11 protein-coding genes are annotated in these 12,388 nt (G+C 60.4%); 5 read left to right on the forward strand and 6 right to left on the reverse strand.

Translation table 11 applies throughout. The features are described 5' to 3' along the window. From B195_RS14540 to lpdA, 3 genes are read left to right on the forward strand one after another with little or no spacing between them, the layout of a single operon-like run. Positions 1-1,056: an alpha-ketoacid dehydrogenase subunit beta gene (locus B195_RS14540; protein WP_003442104.1), complete on the forward strand. Its 1,056-nt coding sequence runs from the start codon at positions 1-3 to the stop codon at positions 1,054-1,056. After that, entirely contained in the window at positions 1,057-2,337 is a 1,281-nt protein-coding gene (locus tag B195_RS14545) for a dihydrolipoamide acetyltransferase family protein (RefSeq protein WP_003442102.1), read from the forward strand. A gap of 2 nt (positions 2,338-2,339) precedes the next feature. Continuing rightward, complete coding sequence (gene lpdA / locus B195_RS14550; RefSeq protein WP_003442100.1) at positions 2,340-3,728, forward strand: dihydrolipoyl dehydrogenase; 1,389 nt, start codon at positions 2,340-2,342, stop codon at positions 3,726-3,728. A 236-nt stretch (positions 3,729-3,964) separates the two neighbouring features. Here the strand turns inward: lpdA and B195_RS14555 are convergent, their stop codons facing one another. Then, positions 3,965-5,605 (reverse strand): AarF/ABC1/UbiB kinase family protein, encoded by a 1,641-nt coding sequence (locus tag B195_RS14555; protein ID WP_003442099.1) that lies wholly within the window; start codon positions 5,603-5,605, stop codon positions 3,965-3,967. Between the two features lie 173 nt (positions 5,606-5,778). Between B195_RS14555 and B195_RS14560 the strand changes: the two genes are divergently transcribed. Both B195_RS14560 and B195_RS14565 read left to right on the forward strand, forming a co-directional pair. After that, complete coding sequence (locus tag B195_RS14560; RefSeq protein ID WP_003442097.1) at positions 5,779-7,155, forward strand: nucleobase:cation symporter-2 family protein; 1,377 nt, start codon at positions 5,779-5,781, stop codon at positions 7,153-7,155. A gap of 106 nt (positions 7,156-7,261) precedes the next feature. After that, positions 7,262-7,585 carry a DUF6388 family protein gene (locus B195_RS14565; protein WP_003442095.1) on the forward strand — a complete coding sequence of 108 codons (324 nt, stop codon included), beginning with the start codon at positions 7,262-7,264 and terminating at the stop codon, positions 7,583-7,585. A gap of 42 nt (positions 7,586-7,627) precedes the next feature. Here the strand turns inward: B195_RS14565 and B195_RS14570 are convergent, their stop codons facing one another. The 5 genes from B195_RS14570 to B195_RS14590 are packed head-to-tail and all read right to left on the reverse strand — an operon-like array spanning position 7,628 to position 12,377. Beyond that, positions 7,628-8,227: an ATP-binding cassette domain-containing protein gene (locus B195_RS14570; RefSeq protein WP_003442093.1), complete on the reverse strand. Its 600-nt coding sequence runs from the start codon at positions 8,225-8,227 to the stop codon at positions 7,628-7,630. Continuing rightward, positions 8,220-9,026, reverse strand: a complete 807-nt coding sequence (locus B195_RS14575) for an ATP-binding cassette domain-containing protein (RefSeq protein WP_003442091.1) — start codon at positions 9,024-9,026, stop codon at positions 8,220-8,222. Before B195_RS14575 ends, B195_RS14570 begins: the two co-directional genes overlap by 8 nt. Continuing rightward, a complete protein-coding gene (locus tag B195_RS14580) occupies positions 9,026-9,832 on the reverse strand; it encodes an ABC transporter permease (protein ID WP_003442088.1) in 807 nt (268 codons plus the stop codon). The genes B195_RS14575 and B195_RS14580 overlap by 1 nt, the downstream gene beginning before the upstream one ends. Continuing rightward, positions 9,829-10,812 (reverse strand): ABC transporter permease, encoded by a 984-nt coding sequence (locus B195_RS14585; protein WP_003442086.1) that lies wholly within the window; start codon positions 10,810-10,812, stop codon positions 9,829-9,831. The genes B195_RS14580 and B195_RS14585 overlap by 4 nt, the downstream gene beginning before the upstream one ends. Then, the gene (locus tag B195_RS14590; protein WP_003442084.1) at positions 10,797-12,377 is read right to left on the reverse strand and encodes an ABC transporter substrate-binding protein; all 1,581 of its coding nucleotides are present in this window, start codon (positions 12,375-12,377) and stop codon (positions 10,797-10,799) included. Before B195_RS14590 ends, B195_RS14585 begins: the two co-directional genes overlap by 16 nt. Between the last annotated feature and the right edge of the window lie 11 nt (positions 12,378-12,388).

Genomic DNA, 12,388 nt, shown 5'->3' on the forward strand with positions numbered 1-12,388 from the left:
ATGAACGACAACAATAAAATTCTGATGGAGAACGCCGTGAGCACCAGCACCATGACGATGATCCAGGCCCTGCGCTCGGCCATGGATGTGATGCTTGAGCGCGACGACAACGTGGTGATATTTGGCCAGGACGTGGGCTACTTCGGCGGCGTATTTCGTTGCACCGAAGGCCTGCAGGCCAAATACGGCAGCTCGCGGGTGTTCGACGCCCCGATCTCGGAAAGCGGCATCGTCGGCGCCGCCGTCGGTATGGGCGCCTATGGTCTGCGCCCGGTTGCCGAAATCCAGTTTGCCGACTACTTCTACCCGGCATCCGACCAGATCGTTTCCGAAGCAGCCCGCTTGCGCTACCGCTCGGCCGGTGAGTTTATCGCCCCCATGACCCTGCGAATGCCCTGCGGCGGCGGCATCTATGGCGGCCAGACCCACAGCCAGAGCCCGGAAGCCATGTTCACCCAGGTATGCGGCCTGCGCACCGTCATGCCGTCCAACCCCTACGACGCCAAAGGCCTGCTGATTGCCGCCATCGAAAACGATGACCCGGTGATCTTCCTGGAACCAAAACGCCTGTACAACGGCCCCTTTGACGGCCACCACGAACGCCCGGTGACCCCGTGGTCCAAGCACCCGGCCAGTGCCGTACCCGATGGCTATTACACTGTGCCGCTGGATTGCGCCGCGATCGTGCGCCCCGGCACTGAAGTCACCATCCTGACCTACGGCACCACCGTCTATGTGGCCCAGGTCGCTGCCGAAGAAACCGGCATCGACGCTGAAGTCATCGATCTGCGCAGCCTGTGGCCGCTGGATCTGGACGCCATTGTCACCTCCGTGAAAAAAACCCGCCGTTGCGTCGTCGTGCACGAAGCCACCCGCACCTGCGGTTTTGGTGCCGAGCTGATTGCGCTGGTTCAAGAGCACTGCTTCCACTATCTGGAAGCACCTATTGAACGCGTCACAGGCTGGGATACGCCTTATCCGCATGCTCAGGAATGGGCTTACTTCCCGGGCCCTGCACGGGTCGGTGCGGCTTTGCAACGGGTTATGGAGGTCTGAATGGGTACGCACGTTATCAAGATGCCGGACATTGGCGAAGGCATTGCGCAAGTTGAACTGGTGGAATGGTTTGTCAAAGTCGGTGACATGGTCAGCGAAGACCAGGTGGTCGCCGATGTGATGACCGACAAGGCCACCGTGGACATTCCCTCCCCGGTAGCGGGCAGAGTCCTGGCCCTGGGCGGCCAGCCCGGCGAGGTAATGGCCGTAGGCAGCGAGCTGATTCGTATCGAAGTCGAAGGCGCGGGTAACCTGCGCGAAAGTGCTCAGCCGGCCGCTGCTGCAGAACCGCAGGCCGCCGCCCCGAAAGCTGCGCCACAGGCCCGGGTCGAAGTGGCGCTGGTCACGGCCCCGGCAATCAAGCCTGCTGCGGCCCAACGGCCTGCACCTGTAGCCCGCGAAGCCAATGAACGTCCGCTGGCCTCCCCCGCCGTGCGAAAACGCGCCTGGGATGCCGGCATCGAATTGCGCTTTGTCATCGGCAGCGGCCCGGCAGGACGTGTGCTGCACGACGACCTTGAGGCTTATCTGGCGCAAGACAACACCTGCGTCGCGGCACCGGCCAGCGGTTATGCCAAACGCAACGATGAACAACAGATCCCGGTGATCGGCCTGCGCCGCAAAATCGCCCAGCGCATGCAGGAGGCCAAGCGCCGTGCCGCACACTTCAGTTATGTCGAAGAAGTCGACGTCACTGCCCTTGAAGAACTGCGCGCGCAGCTCAATCAAAAATGGGGCGAAAGCCGGGGCAAGCTGACCCTGTTGCCGTTTCTGGTACGGGCGATGGTGGTGGCCTTGCGCGACTTTCCGCAAATCAACGTTCGGTATGACGATGAAGCGCAAATCATCACCCGCTTTGGCGCCGCCCACATCGGAGTTGCCGCGCAAAGCGAAGGCGGCTTGATGGTGCCGGTGGTCCGACACGCCGAAACCCTGACCCTGTGGGGCGCGGCCGATGAAATCACGCGCCTGGCCAACGCCGTGCGCGCCGGCAAGGCGACCCGTGAAGAACTCAGCGGCTCGACCATTACCCTGACCAGCCTTGGCGCACTGGGCGGAATCGTCAGTACCCCGGTGGTCAACCTGCCCGAAGTCGCGATTGTCGGGGTCAATCGCATCGTCGAACGGCCAGTGGTAGTCAAAGGCCAGATCGTGATCCGCAAAATGATGAACCTCTCCAGCTCCTTCGACCATCGGGTAGTGGACGGCATGGACGCAGCGCAATTTATCCAGGCCATGCGTGGCTTGCTCGAACAACCAGCCACCCTGTTTCTGGAGTGAACATGCAGCCAACCCAACACACCACGCTGCTGATTATCGGTGGCGGCCCTGGCGGCTACGTGGCTGCCATCCGCGCCGGCCAGCTGGGAATTGCAACAGTCCTGATCGAAGGTCAGGCGCTGGGCGGTACCTGCCTGAACGTCGGTTGCATCCCGTCCAAGGCGCTGATCCATGTGGCCGAGCAATTTCACACCACCCAAGGCTACAGCAATAACAGTTCGCCACTGGGGATCAAGACCCAGGCCCCGACCCTCGACATTGGCCAGAGCGTTCAGTGGAAAAACGGCATCGTTGATCGCCTGACCAGCGGCGTCGGTGCGTTGCTGAAAAAGAACGGCGTCAAGGTCATCCACGGCTGGGCCAAAATCCTCGATGGCAAGGCGGTTGAAGTCGACGGCCAGCGGATCGAGTGCGAACACCTGTTACTGGCCACCGGCTCGAAAAGTGTCGACCTGCCGATTCTGCCCATTGGTGGCGCGATAATTTCCTCCACCGAAGCCCTGAGCCCCACCAGCATACCAAGGCGTCTGACCGTGGTCGGCGCGGGTTATATCGGACTGGAGCTGGGCATTGCCTATCGCAAGCTGGGCGCGGAAGTCACGGTGGTCGAGGCCCGCGACCGGATCCTGCCGACCTACGATAAAGATCTGACGCTGCCAGTTGCCGAGTCCCTCAAGGCATTGGGCATCACTCTGTATCTGGAACATAGCGTCGAAGGCTTCCAGGCCAGCAGCAAAACCCTGTCGATGCGCAATGCCCTGGGCGAAAGCCAGACTCTGGAAACCGACCAGGTCCTGGTCGCAGTGGGACGTCGCCCGCACACCCGGGGCTTCAACCTTGAGACCCTGGCGTTGGCCATGAACGGCCCGGCGATACGGGTCGACAATCGCTGTCAGACCAGCATGCGCAATGTATGGGCGATTGGCGACCTGACCGGTGAGCCGATGCTGGCTCACCGGGCCATGGCCCAGGGCGAGATGGTCGCCGAGATCATTGCCGGCAAACAGCGCGAGTTCTGCCCGACAGCCATTGCCGCGGTGTGCTTTACCGATCCGGAAATTGTCGTGGTCGGTAAATCCCCCGCCGAAGCCGAAGCGGCGGGCCTGGACTACATAAGCGCCAGCTTCCCGTTCAGCGCCAATGGTCGCGCCATGACCCTGGAATCAAAAAGCGGATTCGTGCGGGTTGTTGCGCGGCGTGACAACCACCTGATTCTCGGTTGGCAAGCAGTGGGCGCCTGTGTTTCGGAGCTGTCCACGGCCTTCGGCCAGTCGCTGGAAATGGGGGCTTGCCTGGAAGACATCGCCGGCACCATCCACGCTCACCCGACCCTGGGCGAAGCCGTGCAAGAAGCCGCGCTGCGTGCGCTGGGGCATGCACTACATCTCTAACCCGTAGGAGCGAGCTTTTAACGCTACAACCATAAGCTCGCGAGCAAGCTCGCTCCTACAGACAAGTCGCTCCTACACTGCGGCTCAGCTTCTGAACAAGCTCCACAAGAACGCCAACATCTCAAAAGCGCAGTAAAACCTGTAGGAGCGAGCTTGCTCGCGAGCTTTTTCAACGCTGCAACCATGAGCTCGCGAGCAAGCTCGCTCCTACAGACAAGTCGCTCCTACACTGCGGGTCAGCTTCTGAACAAGCTCCACAAGAACGCCAGCAAGCCGCCTAACGTCGCAATCCCCGCCAGCCAGCCAATCGCCGACAAACCCTGCCACACTGGCCCCGCTGCCGCTATTTGCGGACCAAATGCGATCAGCAGCGCGCTGATCAGCAGCGCCAGCGACAATCGGGTCGAGGCCAGTCGCAATGAGCGCTCCAACCGTTCCAGCCCCGGCATGTCCACCTTGAGATCCAGCACCCCGTGCTTGAGACGGTGCACCATCAGGCGCGTGAGCTTGGGCAGGTCGCTCAGCACCCCGCGCCCCAGTTCCAGACCGTCTATGCCCAGCCCCTTGGCCACTTTCCAGCTGAATTGCTCACGCAGCATTTTCTCGACTGCCGGCTTCGCCGTGGCGATCAAATCCAGATCAGGATCAAGTTGCGTCAATACCCCGTCAGCCGTGATCAGCGCCTTGAACAACACCAGTAAATCCGGCGGCAGCAACAAACGATATTCACGGATCAAACCGAGAAAATCAGTGATCAACGCGCTGATTTTCAATTGCCCCCCTGTGTGGCGCGCCATATATTCGCGGGCGGCCTGTTCGATCTGTGACAGGTCTTGCACGCGCTCCCCGCTCCAGTCAATCAGCACAGCCACAAGGAGCTCGGTACTGCCCTCGGTCAACGCGCGCATGAAATTCATGACCTCAAGGCGCCGTCGCTCATCCAGTCGACCCACCATGCCAAAGTCGATAAAGCCTACGCGGTTATCACTCATTGCCCGCAGATTGCCCGGGTGCGGGTCGCCATGGAACAACCCGTCCTCCAGCAGCATTTTGATAAAGGCTCGTGCCCCGCGGCTGGCCAGCAAGCCGGGATCAAGCCCTTGTTCGATCAGTGCATCCCGCGCCAAGGGGGTAAAGCTGGGCAAGAATTCCTGCACCAATAACCGTTGGCTACTGAAAGCCCAATAGATGCGCGGGATGACGATATGCGGCGTCTGCGCAAAGTTCCGCGCGATGCTGTCGCCGTTCTGCCCCTCCTGAGTGAAGTCCAGCTCCTCCAGCATCGCCCGGGCAAGCTGCCTGACCATCTGGCGCGGTTGATACACCGCCAGCGCGGCATTCTGCTCAACCAGCTGGGCCAGGCTTTCGAGCAACTGCAAGTCGGCGGTCATGGTGTGCCGCAAGCCGGGCCGTTGCACCTTGACCACCACCGCCTCGCCACTCAGTAAACGTGCAAGGTACACCTGGGCCATGGAGGCCGCGGCAAGGGGCTGAGTGTCGAACTCGGCAAATACCTGATCGAGACCGCAGCCCAAATCCTCCAGCACCTGTGCCTCCAGCTCGGCCCATGGCAGGGTTGAGGCCTGACTGTGCAAGGCCTGCAGTTCATTGACCCACTCCGGCCCCAGGATGTCGCGGCGGCTGGCCAGGATCTGCCCGCACTTGATAAACGTTGGCCCCAGCGCTTCCAGTGCCATGCGCACCCGCTGCGGCGTACTGGCCGGCAGCGATTCACCGGGCTCGGCATTGACGTCCACCAGCAAACGGCCCAAGCCCAGACGCAGCAGTACGTCCTGGGCACCGAAGCGCACCAGGGTGGCGACAATCTGATGAAGCCTGCGGTGGTGTTTCAAAGCCGTCCACGAGGAATCAAGCATGGTTACGCGTCCTGTTTAAAGTAGTGCCGGGGTCCGGTCAGACCAAGATTCGGACCTTCAGAGTCGCTGAACATTCGATTAATTAAAGTTCGCCTACGCTTGCAGGCAAGCAAACGCTGTGCGTGATGGCCCAAGACCAGTAGAATCGCGCTCTTTTTTCCAGGGCACTCGCCATGACCTCTCCCAAAACACCGCATGAAGCCGAGTCCCAGACCAGCGATCTGGTCTTTGGTCTCGAAGCCCGTCCCAAGCCATGGATCGCTTTCCTGGCAGCGCTGCAACATCTGCTGGCGATCATTGTTCCTATCGTCACCCCCGGCCTGCTGATTTGCCAGGCGCTGGGCGTCTCGACCCGCGACACCAACATGATTGTGTCCATGTCCCTGGTGATCTCCGGGATTGCCACCTTTGTTCAGTGCAAGCGCTTCGGGCCTTTCGGCGCCGGGCTGTTGATCGTGCAAGGCACCAGCTTCAACTTTGTCGGCCCGCTGATTGCGGGCGGCGCGTTGATGGTGAAACAAGGCACCCCGGTTGAAGGGGTGATGGCTGCCATTTTTGGCGTGGTGATTGCCGGTTCGTTTGTCGAAATGGGCATTTCCCGGGTACTGCCGTTTGTAAAACGCATGATCACCCCGCTGGTGACCGGCATCGTCGTACTGATGATTGGCCTGACCCTGATTAAAGTCGGCCTGATCAGCATGGGTGGCGGCTTCACCGCAATGGGCAACGGCACCTTCGCCAATGGCGAAAACCTGATGCTGTCAGGCGTGGTGCTGGCGATTATCGTGATCCTCAACCGCATCCCGCTGGTATGGATGCGCAGCTGCGCCATCGTCATCGCGCTGGCCGTGGGCTACGCCCTGGCGGGCTACCTCGGACGTCTGGACTTCACCGGAATGCACCAGGCCGAAGTATTCCAGGTACCGGTACCGCTGCACTTTGGCCTGGGCTTCTCGTGGGCCTTGTTCATTCCGATGCTGGTGATTTATCTGGTGACCTCGCTGGAAGCCATTGGTGATGTGACCGCTACCAGCAAGGTCTCGCGCGAACCCGTTGAAGGCCCGGTGTGGATGCAGCGCATCAAGGGCGGCGTGCTGGTCAACGGCGCCAACTCGCTGCTGGCAGGTATTTTCAACACCTTCCCGAGCTCGATCTTTGCCCAGAACAACGGGGTGATTCAGCTGACCGGCATCGCCAGTCGCCATATTGGCGTGTGGATTGCCGGCATGCTTGTGCTGCTGGGGCTGTTCCCCAGCGTTGCCGGTGCCATTCAGGCAGTGCCTGAGCCGGTACTCGGTGGTGCGGCCATGGTGATGTTCGGGGCTGTTGCAGCCTCCGGGATCAATATTCTGGCCAGCACTACACTGGACCGTCGTGCCCTGTTGATCATTGCGGTGTCGCTGGCGCTGGGTCTTGGTGTGTCACAAGTCCCTGAGTTCCTGGCCCACATGCCCGCCGCCCTGCGCAATGTGCTGGAGTCCGGTGTGGCCACAGGGGGTATTTGCGCCTTGTTACTGAACTGGTTCCTGCCGGAAGCAGAAAAGAAATAACCCGCAATACGACCATCAACGGCAGGATTGCCTTGAGCCATCCTGCCTGGCCTTGAACCGGGCCTGTACCCTGTACCGACCGTCCCTTTGTAACCAGGAGTCTGGCGTGACTGAACCCGGAATCAACCATCAGCAAGCCCTTGATCGCTTTCTCGGCGAGCACCCCGAACTGGCAGCCGAGCTTGAGAAGTTAAACCCCTTGGCCGCCCGTGCGGTGGGCCAATCGATGAAGGAATATCGCCAGGAACGTTTAAACGAAGCCTTCGAGGCCGAGGCTGAACGCCTGGGATTTTTTGCCTGGGAACTGACGCTGCAATTGACCAGTGCCAGCACCGAGGAGTTTGAGGCCCAACGTCTTGAGGTACACCGCGAGGTGGCACAAATGGCAGGTATGGACTGGGACGAATATTGCGAGCTGCATGGCCTGTAGGAGCGAGCTTGCCTCGCGATGCCAGCACACAGCTTGCGCGGATCAGCCGTCCCGCTGTGGCATCCAGATACTGGAACAGACTTTCTCCAGCAGCGCCTTGTTATGGCTGAACACAATCAGCCCCAGTTCACGGCGCTTGACCTCCTCCAGCAACACTCGCCATACCTGGGCCTGAATGTGAGGGTCAAGTTGCGCCGTCACCTCATCGGCAATCAGATAGCGCGTGCGCGGGTCCAGCGCCCTTAGCAAGGCGATACGCGCCAGTTCGCCGCCCGATAATTCATCCGGCCGGCGCGTCAGCCAGGCAGGATTCACTGCCATGCGTTCAAGCCATGGGGCATCCGGGGACCAGGCATCACGCAGGCTCTCACCCGTGGTGCGATAGGGATTGAAGGTCAGTTCGGGGTGTTGTGGCACTAGCTGGACCGGGCAGTAGCCCTTCTTCGACAGCGGTTTACCGCCCACTGTGACACTGCCCGAAGTTGCCGTTTGCCACTGCGCCAGCACCCGGCCCAGGGTGGTTTTCCCAAAACCGCTGGGGGCGGAGATGCCTTGACACTCCCCCAGCCCCACCTGAAAAGACACCGAATCCCAGAGTCGATGACCGTCTTGCACAATGCTGAGTTCGCGCACTTCAAGCATAAGAATCAGCCCCGACTTCCGGTACCCGCCGCGCCAGAAACTGTTGCTCGGGCAAGGCCGCCCAAAGCGACTGTAGCCACGGACTGCCTGCGCTTTCACGCAACTCTTTCGCGCTCAGGGTTTCGTGCAGTTCACCTTGATGCAACACCGCGATCTTGTCGGCAAAACGCGCCGCCAACGCCAGGTCATGGGTGACCCACAGAATGCCCCGCCCCTGCTGGCAAAAACCCTTGAGATGGGTCAGCAGCTGACAAGCATGCTCGTCATCCAGCCACGAGGTGATCTCGTCCGCCAGAATGTAGCGCGCGTGGGTCAGTGCCGCGCAGCTGGCCAGAACCCGCTTGGCCATGCCCCCGGACAACTTGCGCGGATATTCGTCCACCAGCCCGGGTTGCAGGTTGTATTGCTGCAGTTGCCGCGCCACAGCACCCGGCTCCAGGGTGACCCCGCTCAACTGCGCCGCCCTGTTCAACTGCGGGCCGACTTTAATCAGCGGGTTCAGGGCACTCACGCCCTGGGGCACATAGCACAGGCTTTTGCCGCGCTGGTCGACCTTGCCCGCAGCGCTCAGCACCTGCCCATCGAGCACGATATCGCCATGACAGCGCATGTTGTCCGGCAGCAAACCCAGGGCGCTCTGTAGCAACAGGCTTTTGCCCTCCCCGCTGGAGCCCACAAGTGCCACCAGCTCACCGGGGTTAATCTCCAGGGAGATATTGCTCAGCAGCGGATGCCAGGTTTTATGGCCCAGCCAGTGATAGTGGGCGATATCAATCGCAAACCGGTCGAATTTCAGCATCAGGTAATCCTTATCCAGAGCTGTTGCAGCGCTCGTGCAAATTGGTCGAATACCAGTACCAGACCCACCAGAATCAAACCCGGGAAGAACGCCATCCACCAGGCACCCGTACTCAAGTACCGTAGCGCATCCGCCAGCAACAAGCCCAGTGACGGATCATGGGGCGCCAGACCAAAGCCCAGAAAGCTCAGCGCCGCCGAATGCAACACTGCATGGGGGAACATCAGCAAGGTGCCGATGATCCACTGCGGCAGCAGCAACGGCAGCAAGTGATGGCGCCAGCGATAGAAGCTGCTGTTGCCCAGGCGATGGGAGAGCATGACAAAATCGGTCTCGCGTATGCGCAGGATTTCGGCTCGCAGGATCAGGGCCAGTCGCGGCCAGTGGGTCAGGGCCACGGCCAGGATCACTCCCTGTTTGCCGCCGCCCAGGGTGAAGCAAATCAACACCAGCAACAGCAGATGCGGCAACGCCAGCATGCTGTCGATCAGCCCGCGAATCAGGTAGTCCAGGGTTTTGTTCAGTGCACACAGGCTGGCGGCAAACATGGCCAGAAAACCGCTGCTAAAGGCGGCGGTCAAACCGATTTGCAGGCTGGTGGTCATCCCCTGGAAGCACCGCAGCCACAGGTCCCGTCCCAGGCTGTCGGTGCCGAACCAATACTCGGAAGAAGGTGGCAGGCGCCGCGCCAGCAAATCCATCGGAACATCAACGCTGACTATCGACAGGCCATACGCGATCAAAAGCAGCAGCATCAGCAGCGAGAGGCAAAGCCTGAACAAGGCACGATTGGGGTCGTAAGTCATGACTGGCGCGCCGCCCCGCGGTTGAGGCGCAGTAACAGCGCGTTGGCAATGCTGTTGCCGGTAAACACCAGCACCGCACAAAACATCACAATCCCCATCAGTAACGGGATATCACCACGCAAGCCGGCATCGATAGTGGCCTGGCCGAGGCCCGGATAAGCGAAGACTTTTTCCGCCAGCAGCGAACCGCCAATCAACTCCCCCACCGAAGCAAATTGCAGGCACAACGCGGGGGTTACCGCGTGACGCAAAATATGAAAGTTGATCAGCGGCCAGCCTTTATCGCCCTGGGCCTGGGCATAGCGAATGAACTCACTGTTCATCACCTCTGCCACCCGTGAGCGGGTGTGCAGCGCAATATTGCCGACCCCCAGAACCCCGAGGGCCAGCATGGGCAAAATCAGGTGCCTGAGCTTGTCGCCCCAGGTGGCTGTTTCGGCGCTGCTGCCGGGGGTCCAGGCACAGCAGATCGGCGCCCAGTTGAGGGTGACGGCAAACAGTGACAGCAACAACAGGCCAATCCAGAAGGTCGGCAGGGACGCCAGTACATAGGACAGGGTCGAGATCAACCGGTCCGGCCAGCGATTCAAGTAACGTCCGGCCGTAAGGCCCATGGCCAGACCGACAATCCCGGAAAACAGCCACGCCGACAATAGCAGCGCGAATGAGGTGGCAAAGCGCTCACCAATCACTTGCGACACCGGCGCGTTGTAGAGCATCGAGTAGCCGAAGTCGCCTTGCAGGATCTGGCTGAACCAGTGCAAAAAGCGCTCCCACAAGGGCAGATCCAGCCCCCAGCGCGCAGCAATCAGCGGGTATTGCTCGGGCGGCACGTGCAACAGGTCGTTGCCGATATAAGCCCGGATCGGGTCAACCGGAGAAAAGCTGAGCAAGGTAAACGTGCCTGCTGCCGTCACCAGCAGCAGGCACATCAAGCGCACAACATAAAGCGAGAATCCACGAATCACTTGCAGGTCCACTTCCAGCCATCAAGGCTATTGAGCAGCGACCAGGAACCGTGGATTTCCGGAGCGCCTTTGCCCAGGTCGATACACTCATCAGCCAAATACGTGTGCTGTACGTTCAGCAACCACGCCCAGGCTGCATCGCCCTTGACCCCGGCGCCGGTCTTGCCGTCCCACTCCACTTGCTGCCAGAACGGCACCGCCTGCTGCCAGGTCGGAGCATCCAGCGCCTGCTGCAAATGCTGATCGACTACAGGATTCTTGTAATAACCGGGGTTGTAGTACTCAACCCCGGCCGCCTTGCTGCTGTAGTGATGATAAAGCTCCATCGGGTCGAGGCTGCCCCAGCCAAACAGGGTCGGGTTGGCGTGCATGTTGCGTTCAACGGTTTCCCAACTGCCTGACTTCAAGTCCACCTCGATCCCGACCGGCTTGAGCATGGAGCGCACGGCCTGGGCCAGGTCACGTCGGGTCGCATCGCCACTGGCGTACCACAGGGTGAGTTTGGCCGGCACACCCTCTTTGGCACGAATGCCACTGGCGGTTTCAACCCAGCCGGCTTCATCCAGGATCTGTTTGGCCCTGGCGATATCGCCATCCTTGAAGGCCGCCTGCGGGTTATCCCAGGGCAAACCCTGGACCCCGGTGTAGGCAGGTATCGCATGCCCTTCGAGAATCTGGTCCGCCAGCAATTGGCGATTGATTGCGTAGTTGATGGCCTTGCGGATCGCCACATCGGCGGTCACATCGTTACCAACGGGGTAGCCATGGGCATCCTTTTTGCCTGCCCTGGTGGTGGGCAGCACAATGCCGCGATTCTCGACACTGGGGCGTACCCACAGCTTCATGCCCGGTGTCGGCGTCACTGCCAGCGACGGAGCGATTCGTACGATACCCAGCTGCTTGCTCTGGGCCGCGGCAAACGAGCTGTCCTCATCGAGGAATACAAACACCAGCTTGTCGAAATCGTTTTTCTGCCCCGCGTAATACGGATTGGCTTCAACAATCAACTGCTGCCCCGGCTGATAGCTGACCAACCGGTAAGGCCCGGCACCAACAGGCTTTTGCGCATAGGTTTTAGCGTCGTACTTGTCGGCCGAGACAATGCCCAGTGATCCCAGCACATTGACGAAGGTACTTTGCGGCGCCTTCAACTCAATGCGCACGGTGAGCGGATCTACCGCTTCGGCCTTGAGGAGGTTGCCCATATCGACCTTGCCGCCACTGGCCGCCGCATTGTTGTAGGTGTAGGCCACATCCTTGGCAGTCAGGGCCGAGCCATCGGAGAATTTCAAGTCGGGCTTGAGCTTCAAAGTCCAGGTTTTGCCATCGTCACTGGTCTGATAATCAGTGAGCAGGAAACTGCTCCAGGACAAGTCCTCGTTTTGCTTGAGCAACGGGCTGTGCAACAGCAGATAACTGCCGTGACTCCAGCCCAGCATGGGGTCAAAGCCTTCAGTGGGTTCATCGCCAATGGCCAGTTGCAGAGTTCGTGCCTGCGCTGAGTAAACCGGCGCAGCGAGCACACTCAACAAGGCAGCGGCCACCAGGGTATTGCGCATCCATGCAGGCTTTGACATCTATCCTCCTG

Source organism: Pseudomonas sp. Lz4W (genome assembly GCF_000346225.2).
Lineage (GTDB): Bacteria > Pseudomonadota > Gammaproteobacteria > Pseudomonadales > Pseudomonadaceae > Aquipseudomonas > Aquipseudomonas paraversuta.

What these genes read in the sequence shown, in the direction of transcription:
- B195_RS14540 (WP_003442104.1), top strand. Translation starts at nt 1, where the DNA reads ATGAACGACAACAATAAAATTCTGATGGAGAACGCCGTGAGCACCAGC.
- B195_RS14545 (WP_003442102.1), top strand. Translation starts at nt 1,057, where the DNA reads ATGGGTACGCACGTTATCAAGATGCCGGACATTGGCGAAGGCATTGCG.
- lpdA (WP_003442100.1), top strand. Translation starts at nt 2,340, where the DNA reads ATGCAGCCAACCCAACACACCACGCTGCTGATTATCGGTGGCGGCCCT.
- B195_RS14555 (WP_003442099.1), bottom strand. Translation starts at nt 5,605, where the DNA reads ATGCTTGATTCCTCGTGGACGGCTTTGAAACACCACCGCAGGCTTCAT.
- B195_RS14560 (WP_003442097.1), top strand. Translation starts at nt 5,779, where the DNA reads ATGACCTCTCCCAAAACACCGCATGAAGCCGAGTCCCAGACCAGCGAT.
- B195_RS14570 (WP_003442093.1), bottom strand. Translation starts at nt 8,227, where the DNA reads ATGCTTGAAGTGCGCGAACTCAGCATTGTGCAAGACGGTCATCGACTC.
- B195_RS14575 (WP_003442091.1), bottom strand. Translation starts at nt 9,026, where the DNA reads ATGCTGAAATTCGACCGGTTTGCGATTGATATCGCCCACTATCACTGG.
- B195_RS14580 (WP_003442088.1), bottom strand. Translation starts at nt 9,832, where the DNA reads ATGACTTACGACCCCAATCGTGCCTTGTTCAGGCTTTGCCTCTCGCTG.
- B195_RS14590 (WP_003442084.1), bottom strand. Translation starts at nt 12,377, where the DNA reads ATGTCAAAGCCTGCATGGATGCGCAATACCCTGGTGGCCGCTGCCTTG.